Annotated in this window: 16 protein-coding genes and 1 tRNA gene; 10 read left to right on the plus strand and 7 right to left on the minus strand. The window is 61.2% G+C overall.

The genetic code is table 11. The features are described 5' to 3' along the window. Nucleotides 1–101 precede the first annotated feature (101 nt). Nucleotides 102–1,511 (minus strand): peptidoglycan DD-metalloendopeptidase family protein, encoded by a 1,410-nt coding sequence (locus tag DVB37_RS02825; RefSeq protein WP_120153766.1) that lies wholly within the window; start codon nucleotides 1,509–1,511, stop codon nucleotides 102–104. A gap of 257 nt (nucleotides 1,512–1,768) precedes the next feature. Between DVB37_RS02825 and tyrS the strand changes: the two genes are divergently transcribed. The 4 genes from tyrS to nrdR all read left to right on the plus strand — a co-directional run bounded on the left by tyrS (nucleotide 1,769) and on the right by nrdR (nucleotide 5,946). Next, complete coding sequence (tyrS, locus tag DVB37_RS02830; protein ID WP_120153768.1) at nucleotides 1,769–2,998, plus strand: tyrosine--tRNA ligase; 1,230 nt, start codon at nucleotides 1,769–1,771, stop codon at nucleotides 2,996–2,998. Nucleotides 2,999–3,070: 72 nt separating this feature from the next. Beyond that, nucleotides 3,071–3,727 carry a YbhB/YbcL family Raf kinase inhibitor-like protein gene (locus tag DVB37_RS02835; protein WP_104145164.1) on the plus strand — a complete coding sequence of 219 codons (657 nt, stop codon included), beginning with the start codon at nucleotides 3,071–3,073 and terminating at the stop codon, nucleotides 3,725–3,727. 268 nt (nucleotides 3,728–3,995) lie between these two features. Next, nucleotides 3,996–5,246, plus strand: coding sequence for a serine hydroxymethyltransferase (glyA, locus tag DVB37_RS02840; RefSeq protein WP_046806112.1), 1,251 nt, complete (start codon nucleotides 3,996–3,998; stop codon nucleotides 5,244–5,246). 220 nt (nucleotides 5,247–5,466) lie between these two features. Further along, entirely contained in the window at nucleotides 5,467–5,946 is a 480-nt protein-coding gene (nrdR, locus tag DVB37_RS02845; protein WP_046806113.1) for a transcriptional regulator NrdR, read from the plus strand. 70 nt (nucleotides 5,947–6,016) lie between these two features. On the opposite strand, the gene DVB37_RS02850 is transcribed toward nrdR, so the two are convergent. Beyond that, nucleotides 6,017–6,979 (minus strand): GlxA family transcriptional regulator, encoded by a 963-nt coding sequence (locus tag DVB37_RS02850; protein WP_120153770.1) that lies wholly within the window; start codon nucleotides 6,977–6,979, stop codon nucleotides 6,017–6,019. 17 nt (nucleotides 6,980–6,996) lie between these two features. Then, the gene (locus DVB37_RS02855) at nucleotides 6,997–7,560 is read right to left on the minus strand and encodes a cysteine hydrolase family protein (protein WP_120153772.1); all 564 of its coding nucleotides are present in this window, start codon (nucleotides 7,558–7,560) and stop codon (nucleotides 6,997–6,999) included. A gap of 232 nt (nucleotides 7,561–7,792) precedes the next feature. Here DVB37_RS02855 and ribD point away from each other — a divergent pair, with 232 nt between their 5' ends. The 5 genes from ribD to DVB37_RS02880 all read left to right on the plus strand — a co-directional run bounded on the left by ribD (nucleotide 7,793) and on the right by DVB37_RS02880 (nucleotide 14,644). Further along, nucleotides 7,793–8,908, plus strand: coding sequence for a bifunctional diaminohydroxyphosphoribosylaminopyrimidine deaminase/5-amino-6-(5-phosphoribosylamino)uracil reductase RibD (gene ribD, locus DVB37_RS02860; RefSeq protein WP_185975398.1), 1,116 nt, complete (start codon nucleotides 7,793–7,795; stop codon nucleotides 8,906–8,908). A gap of 770 nt (nucleotides 8,909–9,678) precedes the next feature. Beyond that, nucleotides 9,679–11,595 (plus strand): PrkA family serine protein kinase, encoded by a 1,917-nt coding sequence (locus tag DVB37_RS02865; RefSeq protein ID WP_370512763.1) that lies wholly within the window; start codon nucleotides 9,679–9,681, stop codon nucleotides 11,593–11,595. A 12-nt stretch (nucleotides 11,596–11,607) separates the two neighbouring features. Continuing rightward, nucleotides 11,608–12,867, plus strand: coding sequence for a YeaH/YhbH family protein (locus DVB37_RS02870; RefSeq protein ID WP_120153774.1), 1,260 nt, complete (start codon nucleotides 11,608–11,610; stop codon nucleotides 12,865–12,867). Then, entirely contained in the window at nucleotides 12,864–14,417 is a 1,554-nt protein-coding gene (locus DVB37_RS02875; RefSeq protein ID WP_120153776.1) for a SpoVR family protein, read from the plus strand. The genes DVB37_RS02870 and DVB37_RS02875 overlap by 4 nt, the downstream gene beginning before the upstream one ends. A 136-nt stretch (nucleotides 14,418–14,553) precedes the next feature. Next, nucleotides 14,554–14,644 (plus strand) — tRNA-Ser (locus tag DVB37_RS02880). Nucleotides 14,645–14,802: 158 nt separating this feature from the next. Here the strand turns inward: DVB37_RS02880 and DVB37_RS02885 are convergent. From DVB37_RS02885 to DVB37_RS02895, 3 genes are all read right to left on the minus strand, one after another. Continuing rightward, a complete protein-coding gene (locus tag DVB37_RS02885) occupies nucleotides 14,803–15,486 on the minus strand; it encodes a DUF1120 domain-containing protein (RefSeq protein ID WP_120153778.1) in 684 nt (227 codons plus the stop codon). Between the two features lie 33 nt (nucleotides 15,487–15,519). Further along, nucleotides 15,520–16,221, minus strand: a complete 702-nt coding sequence (locus tag DVB37_RS02890; protein WP_046806120.1) for a DUF1120 domain-containing protein — start codon at nucleotides 16,219–16,221, stop codon at nucleotides 15,520–15,522. A gap of 181 nt (nucleotides 16,222–16,402) precedes the next feature. After that, nucleotides 16,403–17,122 carry a DUF1120 domain-containing protein gene (locus DVB37_RS02895; protein WP_052946066.1) on the minus strand — a complete coding sequence of 240 codons (720 nt, stop codon included), beginning with the start codon at nucleotides 17,120–17,122 and terminating at the stop codon, nucleotides 16,403–16,405. A 180-nt stretch (nucleotides 17,123–17,302) separates the two neighbouring features. Here DVB37_RS02895 and DVB37_RS02900 point away from each other — a divergent pair, with 180 nt between their 5' ends. Further along, a complete protein-coding gene (locus tag DVB37_RS02900; RefSeq protein ID WP_240434030.1) occupies nucleotides 17,303–18,007 on the plus strand; it encodes a response regulator transcription factor in 705 nt (234 codons plus the stop codon). Between the two features lie 38 nt (nucleotides 18,008–18,045). Here the strand turns inward: DVB37_RS02900 and DVB37_RS02905 are convergent, their stop codons facing one another. After that, nucleotides 18,046–18,657, minus strand: coding sequence for a hypothetical protein (locus DVB37_RS02905; RefSeq protein WP_162941148.1), 612 nt, complete (start codon nucleotides 18,655–18,657; stop codon nucleotides 18,046–18,048). Nucleotides 18,658–18,686 lie beyond the last annotated feature (29 nt).

Raw genomic sequence — 18,686 nt, forward strand, 5'->3', positions numbered from 1 at the left:
ATGCGGTTGAAGGGGAGTTCACGGGCGCCTCGATAAAAAGAAAAAGGCGGCCGGCAGAGTGTGCGCGGGCCGCCTTTCTGGACGTTTGCGGATCTGGCCGCCTAGCGGCTGGCCACGTTGGTCAACGCGTCGGGCAGTGTCTGCTGGAATTGCGTCAGCAGTTGGATCTGTTGCTTGTAGGGCGCCACGGCATTGTTGAATGCACGGACTTCCGCCGGTTCCAGGGCACGAGCAACGGGCAGGTCCACCGCCAGTGGGTCGATCGGCTGGTTGTCCACGCGGAACTCGTAGTGCAGGTGCGGGCCGGTGGCCCAGCCGGTGGAACCGACATAGCCCAGCAGTTGCCCCTGCGAGATCTTGGCGCCCTTGGTAATGCCTTCGGCGATGCGGCTCTGGTGCGCGTACAGCGTCGAATACTTGCCGTGGTGCTTCACGATGACGACGTTGCCGTAACCGTTCTGCCAGCCCGAGAACTCGACCGTGCCATCCGCCGTGGAGTGGATCGGCGTGCCCGAAGGCGCCGCGTAGTCCACGCCCTTGTGACCCGTCCACGTTTTGTGGATGGGATGCATGCGCATGCCGAAGGTCGAGCTGATACGGCTGAACTTCAACGCGGTGCGCAGGAACGCGCCACGCAGGCTGGTGCCGTCGAAGTCGTAGTACGAACCGGATTTTTCGTCAGGGCTGAACCAGACGGCGTTGTAGGTCTTGCCGTCGTTGATGAATTCCAGGGCCAGCACGCGGCCCGCGCCGGCATAGCGGCCGTCGTGCGAGCGGACTTCGTAGACCACACGGAACTGGTCGCCTTGGCGCAGGTCTCGCAGGAAGTCGATCTTGGCGCTGAGGATGTCGGCCATCTGCATGGTGACCGAGTCCGGAATGCCGGCGGAGTCGGTCGCGCCAAAGAGCGACGACTTGATCGTGCCCACGGCAACGCGCGTCTGGCGCTCGGTGCTTTCGGTGACTTCCTCGGCCTTGTAGGTGTCGCCGGCAGGGGCGACGTGCAGCATGCGCGTGACGACCTGGCCGTCGGTCTCGTTGCCCGGCGTGTGGATGTAACGCAGCCAGATCAGGTTGCCCTGTTCGTCCGTGGCGGCTTGCACCGAGCGGCCCGGGTACAGCTTGTAGATGCTGCGGGCGCTGGGGTCATGCGTCAGGAACGTTTGCAGGCTGGGCGCGTCCAGCTCCAGGCGCTGCAACACCGCGGCCAGCGTGTCGCCGGAGCGAATGCGGGTTTCGCTGATGTACGGCGCGGCGCTGGGCGTGCTGACTTCGACCTGTTCGGCTGTCAGCGGCAGAACGCTCTGGATGATGCGGGACGGGGGGAGTTCGGAGCGGTCGGGTTGCTGCACCATGCCCAGGGCGGCGGCGCCGGCAAACAGACCAATAGCGGTGACGAGAACAGTGCGACGGAAAAGTCCCGAGCGATGCGGCTTGGGCTCAACGGGCGCAAACAGGGCAGCAACTTTGCGCTTGATGCTACTCGCCAGTTCGTGGAGGCCACGATTCATCGTGAAGATACCCTCTCAGGTGGCATGAGCTCGCAGGGTGCGTGACACGAACGGCCCCCGCGCGCCACGATATCCGGGGCAAGGGCTGGCGCGGGGCGCATCTTGTGAACAACGGGTGGTAGACCGAACCACAACTGCGTATATATGGCAGTTGCGTATGATTGGGCGGTATCCTAGCTGATTCGGCTAGAATTTTCGATAGTTTTCGTCACTTTTTACACCTTTTTGTCGGCTGAAGCCGCTTTGGTCCCCCTGCCATGTCTCCCTCTGAAGCCCCTATCACTCCTGAAGTCGAAGCTGATCTGCGTATAGCCAAGCGCGGTTGCGACGAACTGCTGGTTGAATCCGAATTCGCGCGCAAGCTGGCAAAGAGCCGCGCCACCGGTGTGCCGCTGCGCATCAAATTGGGGCTGGACCCCACCGCGCCCGACATCCATCTGGGCCACACGGTGGTGCTGAACAAGATGCGCCAGTTGCAGGACCTTGGCCACAACGTCATCTTCCTGATCGGCGATTTCACCTCGACCATCGGCGATCCCAGCGGCCGCAACAGCACCCGCCCGCCGCTCACGCGCGAGCAGATCGAGTCCAACGCCAAGACGTATTACGCGCAGGCCAGCCTGGTGCTGGACCCGGCGCGTACCGAGATCCGCTACAACTCCGAATGGTGCGATCCGCTGGGTGCTCGGGGCATGATCCAGCTGGCGTCCCGTTATACGGTTGCCCGCATGATGGAACGCGAGGATTTCACCAAGCGCTTCAAGGGTGGCATCCCGATTTCGGTGCACGAATTCCTGTATCCGTTGATGCAGGGCTATGACTCCGTGGCGCTGAAGTCCGATCTGGAGCTGGGGGGCACCGATCAGAAATTCAACTTGCTGGTCGGGCGCGAGCTGCAAAAGGAATATGGCCAGGAGCCCCAGTGCATTTTGACGATGCCGCTGCTGGTCGGTACCGACGGCGTCGAGAAAATGTCCAAGTCCAAGGGCAACTACATCGGTATTTCAGAGTCGCCCGATTCGATGTTCGGCAAGCTGATGTCCATTTCGGACACGCTGATGTGGCGCTACTTCGAACTGCTGTCGTTCCGCTCGCTGGAAGACATCGCTGCCCTCAAGCAAGAGACGGATGGCGGCCGCAACCCGCGTGATGCCAAAGTCATGCTGGCTCAGGAAATCATCACGCGCTTTCATTCGGCCAAGGCGGCGGACGACGCGCTGGCCTCGTTCGAGGCGCGCTTCCGTGACGGCGCCATCCCCGAAGACATGCCCGAAGTGAATATCGGCGGGGCGCCCGTCGGCATCCTGAAGCTGCTGCGCGAGGCCGGCCTGGTCGCATCCGGTTCCGAGGCGCAGCGCAATGTCGAGCAAGGCGGGGTGCGCGTCAATGGCGATCGGGTGGAAGATAAATCGTTGCAATTGCCTGCGGGCACCTACGTGGTGCAAGTGGGCAAGCGCAAGTTCGCGCGTGTTAACTTGAACCCATGATTGCGAAGTTTTGATACGCTGAGGGTACGGACGAAGGCTGGTACGCCTTTGCGGCATTTCAAGGAGCACGACATGAAACTTTCGAGTTTGTCTTTTTCCGATCACGAGTCGATTCCCGAGCGTTATGCGTTCGGCAAAGTCGATGCGCAATCGCACGTCGCGCTGGCTGACAACCACAACCCGCAGTTTTCGTGGGACGACGTCCCGGCGGGAACGCAGTCGTTTGCGTTGATCTGCCATGATCCGGACGTGCCGTCGCAGCCCGATGACGTCAACCAGGAAGGCCGCGAAGTGCCCGCCGACCTGCCCCGCGTTGATTTCTTCCATTGGGTCCTGGTGGACCTGCCAGCGGATCTTCGCGAAATCGACGAAGGCGCGTTCTCCAATGGAATTACCCCGCGCGGAAAAGGCGGCCCGCTGGCGCCGATGGACGCCCGCCAGGGCATCAACTCGTATTCGTCCTGGTTCGCCAACGACCACGACATGAGCGGCGACTACTTCGGCTACGACGGCCCGTGCCCGCCCTGGAACGATTCCATCGTCCACCGCTACGTGTTCACGCTGTATGCGCTGGACGTCCAGAGCCTGAACCTGAACGGTTCATTCACCGGCGAAGACGCGCTGCGCGCCATGCAAAAGCACGTGCTGGCGCAGGCTTCGGTCACGGGCACCTACACGCTGAACCCGCGGCTGGCGCCTAAACAGATCGGCGCAACGTCAGCGACCTGACGCCGTTGCAAAAACCAAAAGGGCCGCGGTTGAGTGCGGCCCTTTTTTTATGCGGCGCCTTGCATGAATCTTGTTCAAGTCGGTATGAGCGCGATTTCCCGCCGTCAGCCTGTGCCGTGGTTTTCGCGCCCGTCGGCCGAAAATTGCCTGCCTTCGGCGCATTTTGGCGGCAATTGATTCTGGTTGACGCGGTAAACTACGCAAATTCTTCGGGTTTACCCACCCGACACTGCTTTCTCCTCTCTTACCGCCTCAGGAATCCCCCGTCATGTTTGACCGCAACCTTACCTTGTCCAAGGCTGACCCGGACGTTTGGGCCGCCATCCAGAAGGAAGACGTTCGCCAAGAGCAGCACATCGAGCTGATCGCTTCGGAGAACTACGCCAGCCCGGCCGTCATGGAAGCCCAAGGCACGCAGCTCACGAACAAGTACGCCGAAGGCTACCCGGGCAAGCGTTACTACGGCGGTTGCGAATACGTGGATGTGGTCGAGCAACTGGCTATCGACCGCCTGAAGCAGATTTTTGGCGCTGAAGCCGCCAACGTACAACCGAACTCCGGCTCGCAAGCGAACCAGGGCGTGTACATGGCCGTGCTCAAGCCGGGCGACACCGTGCTGGGCATGAGCCTGGCTGAAGGCGGCCACCTGACGCACGGCGCCTCGGTCAACGCTTCCGGCAAGCTGTACAACTTCATCTCGTACGGCCTGGACGAAAATGAAGTCCTGAACTACGCGCAAGTCGAGCAGCTGGCCAAGGAACACAAGCCCAAGCTGATCGTGGCCGGCGCGTCGGCATACGCCCTGCACATCGACTTCGAACGCATGGCCCGCATCGCCCGCGAAAACGGCGCGCTGTTCATGGTCGACATCGCCCACTACGCGGGCCTGGTCGCCGGCGGCGCCTATCCCAATCCGGTTCCCCATGCCGACTTCGTCACGTCGACCACGCACAAGTCGCTGCGCGGCCCGCGCGGTGGCGTCATCATGATGAAGGCCGAGCACGAGAAGATCATCAATTCGGCCATCTTCCCCGGCATTCAAGGCGGCCCGCTGATGCACGTCATCGCCGGCAAGGCAGTGGCCTTCAAGGAAGCGCTGGAACCCGGCTTCAAGGACTACGCGCAACAAGTGGTCAAGAACGCCAAGGTGCTGGCCGACACGCTGGTCAAGCGCGGTTTGCGCATCGTGTCCGGCCGTACAGAAAGCCACGTCATGTTGGTCGACCTGCGCTCCAAGGGCATCACCGGCAAGGAAGCGGAAGCCGTGCTGGGCCAGGCCCACATCACGGTCAACAAGAACGCCATCCCGAACGACCCGGAAAAGCCCTTCGTGACCAGCGGCATCCGCCTGGGCACCCCGGCCATGACCACGCGCGGTTTCACTGAAGCCGACGCCGAACTCACCGCCAACCTGATCGCCGACGTGCTGGACAACCCGCGCGACGAAGCCAACATCGCCGCCGTGCGCGCCCGCGTCAACGAGTTGACCTCGCGCCTGCCCGTGTACGGCAAGCGTTAAGCCATACGCGGTAAGCAATCAGCCTGCGTGGTTTGCCGCGCGGGCGACGGATAAAGGGACGGCCCCGCAAGGCGCCGTCCCTTTGCTTTGCGCGGCACTGCGGTATCCTCGCGCCATTCATCGAAAATATTAGGGACAAATTAATCCCTGTCGGCGCTTCCCATGGGCGCGTCGTTACAATATGCTCAAATTTTGCCATTCGTGCCTATAGGGAACACACATGCGGTGTCCATTTTGCGGCAATGCCGAAACGCAGGTCGTCGACAGCCGGGTGTCGGAAGAGGGCGACGCCATCCGTCGCCGCCGCCGTTGCCTGTCCTGTGACAAGCGATTCACCACCTACGAACGGGTGGAACTTGCCATGCCTTCCATCGTGAAGCGCAATGGCAGCCGCAGCGACTACGATCCCGTCAAGCTGCGCGCCAGCCTGAGCCTGGCCCTGCGCAAGCGACCCGTCAGTACTGAAGACGTGGACGCCGCGGTCGCACGCATCGAAGAGCAATTGCTGGCCAGCGGGCTACGCGAAGTGCCGTCGGAACATATCGGCGAGCTGGTCATGAACGAACTGCGCAAGCTGGATAAGGTGGCGTACGTTCGCTTTGCCTCGGTCTACAAAAGCTTCGAGGACATCGGCGAATTCGTCGAGGCCATCCGTGAAATGCAGGGGCCACTGCTGCCAGGCAAGTTGCGCAAGGAATAAGTCGACGTTCGCAGGCCGGCGTTGTCGGGCGGTGGCGATATGGCGGTGAAACAGCGGCGCTTCGGCGCCGCTATTGCATGGGCGCCGAACGCGCCAGGCTGGGGGATTGGGGCTGAAATTTGCGCCAAACGCGGCGCATGTGCTGGGCAGATCCGAACCCGGATTTTTCGGCCACACGCTCCAGGTCCAGCCGGGTTTCACGCAGCAAGTCGCGCGCCAGCGCCACCCGGATCTGGTACAGGTAATCCATCGGTGTGCAGCCGGCATGCTCACGGAACAGCCGGGTAAGGTGCCGAGGGCTGGTGTACGCCTGGTCCGCCAACGATTGCGCGGACCATGGCGCGGCGGGATCGCGAATCACCGCGTCCTGCACGCGGTGCACGGTGGGGTGCATGTGGCTGCGGTGTTCCAGCCATGGCGACAGCGCGGTATCGGTGCCCGCGCGGCGCTGGTAGACGACCATCTCGCGCGCGACCTCGCTGGCCACGCGCGGCCCGCAGTGACGCGCGACCATATGCAGCGCCAGGTCGATGCCGGCGGTGATGCCCGCGCTGCTGACCAGGTTGCCGTCTTCGATGAAGATGCGGTTGTCATGCACGCGGGCGCTGGGATCAATACTGCTCAGTTGCGCCAGGCATGAGTGGTGGGTGGTGCAGTCGCGCTGGCGGGTCAGCCCCGCCGAGGCCGCAAACAGCGCGCCCGCGCACACCGTCATCAGCGTGAAGCCGTCGGCGGGATGGCGGACGGCCAGCCACTTGATGATGGCGTGCGCGTCGGGGTCCTCCAGACGGGTGTGTTGGCCGACCACGCCCGAAATAATGACCAGCGCATTGGCTGGCAGCGTCGCCGGCAGTGGCCGGATGCGGGCCAGATGCAAGCCCGTAATCCCACTTTCCACTTCCGGTGAGGGTCCGCAAAAGTGCTGTTCGAACGTACCCGGGCACAGCTTGTTGGCCACGCGGAACGCTTCCGCCGGCCCCGCCAGGTCCAGGAGAACAATGCCGCGCGGTAGAACGAAATACACCGGAATCATGGGTGCCCTGCCTCGTTTCAGCCCGCCAGCGCGTCCGCTGCCCGCGCAATGCGCGCGAAGCGGCCGTTCAGTACCAGTTCGGTATGGTCGCGAATCTCGGCCGGGCTGTAATGCTTGCCCGAAGGGCTTTGCATCGCGAAGGTCAGCGTGGCGTCCGTCGGAAACACCACTTTGAAACCCGCATCGCTGGCGTGGCGCGAGGTGGTTTCGCAGCATTGTTCGGTGCGGATGCCGCTGACGATGACGCCTTCCACCCCGTTTTCACGCAACCAATCGTGCAGCGTTGCGCCGTTGGCATCAACCGCAAACAGCGACGAATGCACGGTTTTGTGGAAAACGGCCGTGGGCGAAATGCGGAGCTCGGCAAGCGTTTTGACTTGTCCCGAAGCCAGCGAGAAGGGGTTGGAGGCGTCGTCCGACGGGCTTTTGTGAAACACCTGCAGCACCGGAATGTCTTTGGCGCGCGCCGAATCGATCAGGCCTTGGAGCTGCGTCACGAACGCGGGGTACTCGGTTTCGTCCCAAAACGGACGTTGCCGAAAAGACTCTTGGACGTCGATGACGATCAGTGCTTGTTTCATGGTCCGGCCTCCAGGCCTAGGGTTTTTGAGGGGGTAGCGGTATTCTGCGACGCCTTGCGGCGCCCGGCGAGCCATTCCCGGGCCAGTTATCGGCCCAAAACGGACATTCCTGTCGCGAGGTCCGTGGCAGCAGCTTACCCCTATCCGCGGCCTGCCGGAACGACCGCATGCGCGTCGCCGGACATACAATTCCGCCATGACACACCCAAGCGAATCCGACGATATTTCCTGGATGCGCCGCGCCCTGGCGCTGGCCGAAAGCGTGCTTTACACCACCGCGCCGAACCCGCGCGTAGGCTGCGTCATCGTGCGCGATGGGCAAGTGCTGGGAGAGGGCGCTACGCAGCCTCCAGGCGGCCCTCATGCCGAAATCGGCGCGTTGCGTGACGCCAAGGCGCGTGGCCACGACGTAACAGGCGCCACGATCTACGTCACGCTTGAGCCCTGCAGCCATTTCGGGCGCACACCGCCTTGTGTTGACGCCGTGCTGGCGGCCCGGCCGGCGCGCGTGGTCGTCGCCATCGGCGACCCCAACCCGCTGGTCAACGGACAGGGGCTGGCGCGCTTGCGCGCCGCCGGCATCCACGTGACGACGGGCGTGTGCGTTCAAGAAGCGCTTGCGTTGAATGCCGGTTTTATTTCGCGCATGAGCCGCGGCTTGCCCTGGGTGTGGATGAAGATGGCGGCGTCGCTGGATGGGCGCAGCGCGCTGCATAACGGGATGTCGCAATGGATTACCGGCCCGCAAGCCCGTGCGGATGGCCACCGGTGGCGCGCGCGCAGTTGCGTCGTGCTGACCGGGATGGGCACCGTGTTGAAAGACAATCCGCTGCTGAACGTGCGCGACGTCGACACACCGCGCCAGCCGCGCAAAGCCGTCGTTGATGGCCAATTTGCCATTCCCGAAGATGCCCGCCTGTTCGATGGGGGGCCAGTGATTCTGTTCACCGCGCGCGAAGATGCCGCCAAGGCCTCACGGCTGGCCGACAAGAACGCGCGCGTCATCCACATGCCGGGGGCCGTGCCGGGTCGCGTGGACCTTGGCGGCATGATGCGCTGGTTCGCGCAAGCAGAGTTCAACGAAGTTCACGTCGAGGCTGGTGCAGGCCTGAGCGGCGCGTTGGTCGGCGCGGGCTGCGTCGACGAATTGCTGTTGTATCTGGCGCCTGTCCTGCTTGGCGACGCGGCGGGCATGGTCCGTTTGCCCATGCTTGAGCACTTGGATGCCGCGCACCGCTACGAATTTATCGACAGCGTCATGGTGGGCGCGGACCTGCGTTTGCGTGCTCGCGTGCAAGCCACTTGGCGCGAGCTGATGCAGCGCGTGGCGTTGCCGACGTCGGTTTGATGCGGTCTTGGTTTGAACATCGTCGCACGTTCAAGGCAAGGTGCTAGCACTCGTCACAGGCGGCTGCCAATCGCGTTTTTCACGACGCATTGACGATGCTTTGCGTCGTTTCCGGCACGGCAATTGCGGCAAAGTTTGCGACTGTTTGCTCGCTCCTTTGCTTGCTGAAAACCCGCATTACGATTTTGATCATTACGCCAAATGAATTGCCACAAAACCGTCAATTGGCTTTAGCATAGACACATGACTTGGCGCTTCCTGCCTGCGGCCATCACCGCAAAGTGCTATGCGCCCACGTCACCACGGATTCCCGTGCCGCAGTATCGGCGCTGTTTCATAACCGACCGGCACGCTGCTGAATGAAGCGCAACGCGCTCTTCAGAACGTTCGCCGCCATCGCATGGCGGACGCATCGAGCTACTGCTCGAATCATAAGAATCCACCGGGATATCGCTCATCCCTTCAAATCATTGCCGTCCATTTCATGTGCGGTCGCACCACGCATGGCTGCCATAGCAATATGCTGAAGATGAGCGAGTTAACTTATTCACGTAAGTTGCATTCCCTGACGGAACTTGTGTCAGGCGCTTGCAGCCTAACTGGAAAGGGTCCGACCGTGCTTCATGGTTGATGTGTGGCGAAAGCAACATAACAACTGGCCGAAAACGCCAAACGCGAGATTGACTGGTAAAGCGTCGGCACTTAGGCACAATGGGGACACGTAGGCGTAGTGAATTTTTCGCGTGTTGTAGGAGGTTTCCGTGCAAAACATCGTCGAAGGCTTCAAGTCGCAGTATGCAAGAGAGCAGGAGTCAGAGCTTTCTCTTGAGGAATATCTGAACCTCGCCAAACGTGATCCCATGGCGTATGCCAGCCCCGCTGAGCGCATGCTGGCGGCGATCGGCGAACCCGAAGTCGTGGATACGCGCAACGACCCACGTCTTTCCCGTTTGTTTTCCAACCGGACCATCCGGCGCTATCCGGCGTTTCAGGAGTTCTACGGCATGGAGGACGTGATCGGTCAGATCGTCGCGTTCTTCAAACACGCCGCGCAAGGGCTGGAAGAGCGCAAGCAAATCCTTTATCTGCTGGGCCCCGTCGGTGGCGGTAAGTCGTCCATCGCCGAACGTCTGAAGGCCCTGATGGAAAGCTATCCCATCTATGCCCTGAAGGGTTCCCCCGTCAATGAATCGCCGCTGGGCTTGTTCCATCCGGAACGCTTTGGCGACACGCTTGAAAAGGAATACGGCATTCCGCGCCGGTACCTGACGGGCATCATGTCGCCGTGGGCGGTCAAGCGGCTGAAGGAGTTCGACGGCGACATCTCGCAATTCCGTGTCGTGCGCTTGAACCCGTCGGTGTTGCGTCAAGTGGCCATCGCCAAGACCGAACCGGGCGACGAAAACAACCAGGACATTTCCTCGCTGGTCGGCAAGGTCGACATCCGCAAGCTGGATCGACATTCGCAAGACGACCCGGACGCTTACAGCTACTCCGGCGGCTTGTGCCTGGCGAACCAGGGGCTGCTGGAATTCGTCGAAATGTTCAAGGCCCCGATCAAGATGCTGCACCCGCTGCTGACGGCCACGCAGGAAGGCAACTTCAAGGGCACCGAAGGCTTTTCCGCGATTCCGTTCAACGGCACGATCCTGGCCCACTCGAACGAATCCGAATGGCAGACCTTCCGCAACAACAAGCACAACGAAGCGTTCCTTGATCGTATCTATATCGTCAAGGTGCCGTACTGCTTGCAGGTGTCTGAAGAAGTCCGCATCTACGAAAAGCTGTTGCATCACAGCTCGTTGTCGGCCGCACCGTGCGCGCCGGGAACGCTGGATATGATGGCCCAGTTCTCGGTGCTGACGCGTCTGAAGGAACCTGAAAACTCCAGCATCTATTCCAAGTTGCGCGTCTATGACGGCGAAAGCCTGAAAGACGTGGACCCCAAGGCCAAGGCGCTGCAAGAGTACAAGGACTACGCGGGCACCGATGAAGGCATGAATGGGGTGTCGACGCGTTTCGCGTACAAGATCCTGTCCAGCGTCTTCAACTATGACCAGACCGAGGTAGCGGCCAACCCCGTGCATCTGATGTATGTGCTTGAGCAACGTATCGGGCGCGAAGACTATCCGGAAGAAATTCGCCGTCGCTATCTTGAATTCATCAAGGGGTTCCTGGCGCCGCGTTATGCGGAATTCATCGGCAAGGAAATCCAGACCGCCTATCTTGAGTCGTATTCGGAGTACGGCCAGAACATCTTTGACCGCTACGTCACGTTTGCCGACTGCTGGATTCAGGACGAAGAATTCCGTGATCCGGAAACGGGCGAAAGCTTCGATCGCAGCGCGTTGAACGACGAGCTGGAAAAGATCGAGAAGCCGGCAGGTATTGCGAACCCGAAGGACTTCCGCAACGAGATCGTGAACTTCGTGCTGCGGGCGCGCGCCAATAACAATGGCCGCAACCCGACCTGGACCAGCTATGAAAAGCTGCGCGAAGTGATCGAGAAGAAGATGTTCTCGAATACGGAAGATCTGCTGCCAGTGATTTCGTTCAACGCCAAGGCTTCGGCCGAGGACAAAACGAAACACCAGAGCTTTGTGGATCGCATGGTGGAAAAGGGCTACACGGAAAAGCAGGTCAGGCTGCTGTGCGAGTGGTACCTCCGAGTGAGGAAGTCTTCCTGAGCGAGGTGAATCATGAATTCACTGATCGATCGCCGTCTTAACGGGCGCAATAAAAGCGCCGTCAACCGCGAGCGTTTTTTGCGGCGCTACAAGGACCAGATCCGCAAGGCGGTTCACGGGATGATCCGTGACCGCTCCATTCAGGATATGGATCAAGGCGGAGAGATCAACCTGCCCGCCCGGGATATTTCCGAGCCGACTTTCCGGCACGGATCGGGCGGTGACCGCGAAATGGTCCACCCTGGCAATCGCGAGTTTGCCAAGGGTGACACCATCGACCGGCCGCAGGGAGGCCAAGGCGAGGGTGGGTCCGAGCCGGGCGAAGGGGAATCGGTCGACCAATTTACCTTCAGCCTGTCGCGGGCCGAGTTTCTGAATCTGTTCTTCGAGGACCTGGAACTGCCGCATCTGGCGCGCAACCAGTTGGGCGAAGTCAGCCAAAAGAAGTGGCAGCGCGCGGGCTACACCACGACCGGTTCGCCCAGCATGTTGAGCATCAGCCGTACGCTCAAGTCATCGCTGGCCCGTCGGGTTTCACTGAACGTAAAAGCCCGCGCCGATCTCGAAGACGCGGAAAAGGCCTTGGCCGATGCGCGCGCGGCGGGTGCGCCCACCGCGACGATCCGCACGCTGGAGCAGGACGTCGAAGACTGCCGCGAGCGCCTTGCCCGTGTTCCGTTCCTGGATGACCTTGACCTGCGCTATCGCAATCGCGTGTCCGTGGCCATCCCGATGGCGCGCGCAGTCATGTTCTGCCTGATGGACGTGTCCGGTTCCATGGACGAAGGCAAGAAGGACCTGGCCAAGCGCTTCTTCACGCTGCTGTATCTGTTCCTGTCGCGCAAGTACGAACACGTGGACCTGGTTTTCATCCGCCACACCGACAACGCCGAGGAAGTCGATGAGCAGACCTTCTTCTACGACCCCAAGAGCGGCGGCACCATTGTGTTGTCGGCATTGGAACTGATGCGCGAAATTCTGGAAAAGCGCTATCCGCCTTCGGCGTGGAACGTGTACGCGGCGCAAGCCAGTGACGGCGATTCGTTTGGCGCCGACGCGGGTAAAAGCGCGCGCTTCCTGGCGGAACACTTGCTGCCGTCGACACGGTATTTCGCCTATATCGAAATTCCCGACTCGCAAGAGGCTCGCAAGAGCAGCCTGTGGGCCGAGTATGAACAGAAGCTGGAGCCGCATTTCGTTATGCGGCGCATCTGCGATCGCGGCGAAATCTTTCCCGTGTTCCATGACCTGTTCAAGAAGGAAACCGCATGAATGCCATCGTGGGTGCTCTCGTGGAGCCGAAATCGGCCGCCGGGGCTCGGCCGATTTCCCAAGGTTCCGAATGGACGTTCGAACTGATCCAGTCCTATGACGACGCGATTTCCAAGGTCGCGGCCGAGTACGGCCTGGATACGTATCCGAACCAGATCGAGGTGATTACCTCGGAACAAATGCTGGACGCCTATGCGTCGGCCGGCCTGCCCATCGGCTATCCGCACTGGTCGTACGGCAAGGAATTCATCCGCAACGAGCAATACTATCGGCGCGGCATGCAGGGCCTGGCTTACGAAATCGTCATCAACTCCAACCCCTGCATCTCGTACCTCATGGAAGAAAACTCCATGACGATGCAGGCCCTGGTGATTGCGCACGCCTGCTACGGTCACAACTCGTTCTTCAAGGGCAATTACCTGTTCCGGCAATGGACCGACGCCGATGGCGTGCTGGACTATCTGGTGTTCGCGCGCAAGTATGTGATGTCGTGTGAAGACCGCTACGGCATCGACGCCGTCGAGGCGCTGCTGGATTCCTGCCACGCGCTGTCCCACCACGGGGTTGATCGCTACAAGCGTCCGGCGCCCATGTCGCTGAAGGAAGAGGCCGCGCGCCAAGCCGAGCGTAAGGAACATGCGCGGCTGCAATACAACGACCTGTGGCGCACCTTGCCTCGCTTGGAAACGGACAAGGACACGCGCACGGAAACGCCCGCGTTCCCCCCCGAGCCCGAAGAGAACTTGCTGTACTTCATTGAGAAGTACTCGCCCAAGCTGGCGCCGTGGCAGAAAGAGCTGGTGCGTATCGTGCGCAAGATCGCCCAGTACTTCTACCCGCAGACGCAGACCAAGGTCATGAACGAAGGGTGGGCCACGTTCTGGCACTACACGATCCTGAACCGCTTGCATGAAAAAGGACTGGTCAACGACGGCTTCATGATGGAGTTTCTGCAAAGCCATACCAACGTGGTCAGCCAGCGCGGCTTCGACGAGCGGGGTTATGGCGGCATCAACCCGTACGCGCTGGGCTTTGCCATGATGACGGACATCCGCCGCATCTGCGAAGCCCCCACCGACGAGGACCGCCGCTGGTTCCCCGACATCGCGGGCGGCGACTGGCAAAAAACGTTGGACTTCGCCATGCGCAACTTCAAGGACGAGTCCTTCATTTCGCAGTACCTGTCGCCGCGCCTGATCCGGGAGTTCCGCTTCTTTGCCATCTCGGATCATCAAGCCAACCCGAAGCTGGAAGTGGCTGCCATCCACAACGACGAAGGCTATCGCGACATCCGCCGGCTGTTGGCCGCGCAGCACAATCGCGACAACCAGGTGCCCGATATCCAGGTGGTTCGCTTCAATCGCGATTCGGACCGTTCCTTGGTGCTGCGGCATTTGAAAAGCCGTGGCCGCCCCTTGGCCGGGGATGACGCCGAGCAGGTGATGAAGCATCTGGCGCGCCTGTGGGGCTTCAAGGTCCGCCTTGAAGAGACTGAGCCGGACGGCACCGTCAGCTCTTACCGCGAACAGGAACCGCCCGCCGCGCACTAAAGGCCGGGACGCACCACGGCGAACGTGTGGTGCGTCCCCGTTTCTTCCCTGGCTTGCCTCGCTACTTCGAAACCTGCTAGAATCGCGGATTCGCAATTTTCGCAGCGTCTTTTTGGCTGCCGAAAAGTGTCGATTAGGACAGGTGGCCGAGCGGTTGAAGGCGCACGCCTGGAAAGCGTGTATACGTCAAAAGCGTATCGGGGGTTCGAATCCCCCTCTGTCCGCCAAGAATACTGATGGCAAGGCAATTGCCCTCCACGTTGTACCGATCCGATCGGTGCGTATGAAATACATAAGGCCCTCGACTTCGATGAAGTCGGGGGCCTTTTTGTATTGCGGGCGGCTGTGCGGCTACAGGTAGCGCAACGTGAACGTCACCGAACCATCAAGCGGGATTTCCTTGGACGTCGGCAAAGCCGCGGTTCTGTTCAGCACGGGTATCACCGCCAGGCGTCACGGACGCGGTCGTGATTGGCATGGCGGAGGCGTCTTTGCCGAATGAGTACTCATCCGTGGGATTCAAGTTGATGGTGTCCACGGCCGATTGAACCGGCCAGCTTGTGCTGCCGCTGGGACGGGATAGAACCATGGACGTGCTCAGGAAGGGCGGAACGCCATCAACAACAGTGGCCTGGGGGCGCACCAGCAGTACGACGGCGCCGATCTTGACATCATCGATACGGCCGAGCCCCCAAGCATGGGGTGCGCCGTTCACCGGGTTTTGATAAGGCCAGGGCATGCCGGCGGCGCTGGCTTCCTGATGCGTAATGGCACTGTCAGGACGGTTTTCATGGACCGTGAACGCGACGCGCGTCGGGCCGCCACAAACGATTTCCAAGCGGGGGCGCTCTTCGGGCAGCAACGTGCCGTTGTGGTTCAGGCTTTGAAACGGCAACGTGCCGAAATCGATGGCACCCCCTCCGCCAACCCCCAAATTGCAAGCTGGCGGAGTGAGTTGACCGGCGATGACCAGGTTCGCTTGGCCGGTCGCGGCATGCGTGCTGCTTGCAGCGGCCAGGGCCAAGCAGGCGAAAAGACGTGGTGCGGTTGTCATCCTGTCAGCAAACATGGTCACGATCGTGCGTATGCCACTGGAACGTATTCACAGGTAACGCAAAGTGAACGTGATCGACCCATCCAACGGAATTTCGTTCGCGGACGGCAAGGTCGCCGGTTGGGCGATCATGGGCGTGAGCCCCATTGTCAATTGCGCGTTCGTAATCGGGACGGCGGGGCCGCCAATCGGGCCGAACGAGTATTCGAGGTCAGGGCTGAGGTTCAGGGAGTAATGCGACGACGCCAACGACCAGCTACTGCTGCCCGTGGGGCGTGCAAGGACCTTCTGCGCACCGGCCGTGGTCAGCAGCACGCCATCGACCGTGGTGGTAGCGGGGGTGATCAGCCCGATCAAGGCGCCGGTCTTGATTTTTTGGCCGTCCGCAAAGCCCAGGCCCCAGGAATACTTGCTGCCGTTTTCGGGGTTTTGGTACGGCCAGTTCAGGTTCGGGGCCTCCTGGATCGTGATGCCCGAGCCTGCCCGGTTATCCAGCGCGACAACGCTGACGCGCGTGGGCCCGCCGCAGTTGATCTGCAGGGCGGTGTCTTTGCTGCCCAGGTTCGTGCCATTGTTGTCCAAGGCGTTGAACGCGATGACGTCAAAGTCCAGCGTTGCGTTGCCGCCGAAATGAGCATTGCATGCCGGTGGCATGAGTTTGCCCGTCACATTGAGGTCACTATTGCCAGCAGCGTGCGATGCGGCAGCCAGCGTGGCAAAGGCCACGCCGACGAAGAATTGGTTTTTCATGATGAACGTTCCTGATGTGAACAAATGCCGTCCACGGAAGACAGCGAGCGAGCTGGCCCTGGCGTTATGCAATGGCAGCGGCGCTGTGCGGCCGTTGAAGGCCGCACAGCCGGACGCCGCGCTTGTTTTAAGGGTTTGTTCGATTGCGACAGGGCGCCACAGCGCGCCCTATGCAATGCGTTTACAGGTAGACCAGCGAGATCGTGGCGCTGCCATTCAGGTCAATGGCAGTGCTGGTCGGCAGAGCGGCAGCGCGGTTGATCGTCGGGGTGACGGTAAGCGAGCCGGTTACCGAAGCGACCGCTGCCGGCGTGGCGCCGGCGCCCGGCGAACCCAGGAAGAACGCATAGGTGTAATTGGGGCTGATGAACTGCCGCTGTATGGCTTCGGCAAGCCAAGTGCGCTTGTCCGCGCTGTAGAGGACGGTGGCCTTGGTGTCGTCGGCTTGGACGTCGCCTTCCTTGAAACCGAACATGTAGCCGCCGATAGGAATCTGCGTGTCGTCGGCACCGGCAACGGAACCAAGGCCGAAGATGAACGGGTCGTTGATGGTGGCGTTGGTTGAGCCCCACGCATTGACGTTCAACGAGGCCTTCAGAACTTTGCTGCTGGCGCGGTTGTCTACAACGTGCAGGCCCACGCGCGTCTTGCCGTTGCAGGTGATGTTCAGGCCGATGGTCTTGGAATCCAGTTTGGTGCCGTCGTGAGCGAGTGAGTTGAACGCGTGCTCACCGAAGTTCAGTATTCCCCCGCCAGCCAGTTCAAGGTTGCACGAAGGCGGGGTGATGCGGCCGATGATTGTCAGGTCCGCGGTGGGAGCAGCTTGAGCCGAGGCGGCGATCAAAAAGCTTGCGGCGAGAAGGCAACGCAGGGCGGGCAGAGGGCGTACCGAGTGATTCATGACTATCCAATTTCTGGTGGGACAAAGGAATCACTCTAGGAGACAGATGCCTTTTAGGATATAGGCATGAGCCTAATCTTCATTACAGTTGCGTAAACGGCTGCGTTACTATTTGTCCACGTTGGTTTTTCGCTCAACGAGAATCAGTGGAAAATCTGGGCTCTACCGGGGAATTCCATATTGTCTGCCTCCCATTTCTATCCGTTGCGCATCGCAATCCTGGATGACCATCCGGTAGTGCGGGCTGGCATGTCCGCCTACCTCTCGCAGAACCGGGACATTTTTGTCATCGGTGAGTTTGAGACCAGTCGCGACATGATTCGGGCGCTTGCGGCCCAGCCCGTCGACGTGCTGTTGATCGACTATTCGCTAGGTCCGGCCGAGGTCGACGGCATTTCGCTGATCAAGATGCTGCGCATCAAGTTTCCCGACGCACGCATCTTGGTGTTTTCCGCGCTCTACGACCCTGCAACCGTTGCGTTGGCCTTGCGTTCCGGTGCGCACGGCTTTGTGGGCAAGGGCGGGCGCGAAGAGGAAATCGTGCTGGCGCTGCGCAAGGTGGCGGCGGGCGGCATCTACTGCGATCCCCAGATGACGTATCTGCTGTCTGGCGCAAGCACCGAACAGACCGAGCCCTTGGCGGGCGCCATGCCTTCGGACGACGCAACCTTGTCCGCATCGACGAGCGGCCTGCTGGATGGCGCATCGTTGTCGGGTCGCGAACGTGAGGTGATTCGCTGCTTGCTCGCGGGCATGACCATTTCCGACATTGCGATCAAGTTTGGGCGCAGCCCCAAAACCATCAGCGCGCAAAAAGGCACGGCCTATCGCAAACTGGGCGTCACCACGGACAACGGCTTGTTCAAGCTGTGCGGGCTTTTGTAAGCCCAACGCTCACCGCCATGGACGGCGAACGGCCCCTGCTATCGATCCACCAATTCAAGCTGTAAGGTCGCCGACCATTCCGTCTGGTCCGCGACGCGTATGTCGGCATCGCTTACTTCCGGGTTCAACGCGATCTGGGCGGTAAGACTGCGTCCGGCGCGGCCGTTCTCCAGCATCACGATGTCGCCGGGCCGCAGGGCGATGCGGGGCTGAGCGCCATGGAGCGCGTCGGGGTTGATGACACGAGTTTCGTCGCCGTCAATCCGGGCGTGGCTGAGCGTGACGTGCAAAGCACCGCTGCCCGCGAACTTGGCGGCGCCCTGATGTCCGGGGGCGGCGTTCAGGCGCAGTGCGATGGGGCGCGCGGTAGGGCAGTTGACGGTCAGGGGCACCACACGCGGCTCAAGCTGGTAGCGCTGATTGCCATCCAGACTTAGCTGCCCCGCCGTGAAGCTGCCGTAGTCGACGATGGCTTGGCCGAATGACACCATGCAGCCCGCTGTCGGCGCTGCGGTTGCCCCGCGCGTCATGGACGGTGAGGGCGACGCTTGCGCCATGGCAGACGGGGCCCAGGCACCGGTCGCCAGCATCGTTGCCAGCGCCAGCGCGAGCCGGCACGATCGAATGAGACGAGTGTGGGCGAGAGTCATGGGGTCCTTTTGCGATAGGCAAGGTTGGG

This window comes from Achromobacter sp. B7, from assembly GCF_003600685.1.
Taxonomy (GTDB): domain Bacteria; phylum Pseudomonadota; class Gammaproteobacteria; order Burkholderiales; family Burkholderiaceae_B; genus Achromobacter; species Achromobacter spanius_B.

Excerpts from the sequence above, each read along its gene's own strand:
- DVB37_RS02825 (WP_120153766.1), bottom strand. The coding sequence starts at position 1,511 with ATGAATCGTGGCCTCCACGAACTGGCGAGTAGCATCAAGCGCAAAGTT.
- tyrS (WP_120153768.1), top strand. The coding sequence starts at position 1,769 with ATGTCTCCCTCTGAAGCCCCTATCACTCCTGAAGTCGAAGCTGATCTG.
- DVB37_RS02835 (WP_104145164.1), top strand. The coding sequence starts at position 3,071 with ATGAAACTTTCGAGTTTGTCTTTTTCCGATCACGAGTCGATTCCCGAG.
- glyA (WP_046806112.1), top strand. The coding sequence starts at position 3,996 with ATGTTTGACCGCAACCTTACCTTGTCCAAGGCTGACCCGGACGTTTGG.
- nrdR (WP_046806113.1), top strand. The coding sequence starts at position 5,467 with ATGCGGTGTCCATTTTGCGGCAATGCCGAAACGCAGGTCGTCGACAGC.
- DVB37_RS02850 (WP_120153770.1), bottom strand. The coding sequence starts at position 6,979 with ATGATTCCGGTGTATTTCGTTCTACCGCGCGGCATTGTTCTCCTGGAC.
- DVB37_RS02855 (WP_120153772.1), bottom strand. The coding sequence starts at position 7,560 with ATGAAACAAGCACTGATCGTCATCGACGTCCAAGAGTCTTTTCGGCAA.
- ribD (WP_185975398.1), top strand. The coding sequence starts at position 7,793 with ATGCGCCGCGCCCTGGCGCTGGCCGAAAGCGTGCTTTACACCACCGCG.
- DVB37_RS02870 (WP_120153774.1), top strand. The coding sequence starts at position 11,608 with ATGAATTCACTGATCGATCGCCGTCTTAACGGGCGCAATAAAAGCGCC.
- DVB37_RS02875 (WP_120153776.1), top strand. The coding sequence starts at position 12,864 with ATGAATGCCATCGTGGGTGCTCTCGTGGAGCCGAAATCGGCCGCCGGG.
- DVB37_RS02885 (WP_120153778.1), bottom strand. The coding sequence starts at position 15,486 with ATGTTTGCTGACAGGATGACAACCGCACCACGTCTTTTCGCCTGCTTG.
- DVB37_RS02890 (WP_046806120.1), bottom strand. The coding sequence starts at position 16,221 with ATGAAAAACCAATTCTTCGTCGGCGTGGCCTTTGCCACGCTGGCTGCC.
- DVB37_RS02895 (WP_052946066.1), bottom strand. The coding sequence starts at position 17,122 with ATGAATCACTCGGTACGCCCTCTGCCCGCCCTGCGTTGCCTTCTCGCC.
- DVB37_RS02905 (WP_162941148.1), bottom strand. The coding sequence starts at position 18,657 with ATGACTCTCGCCCACACTCGTCTCATTCGATCGTGCCGGCTCGCGCTG.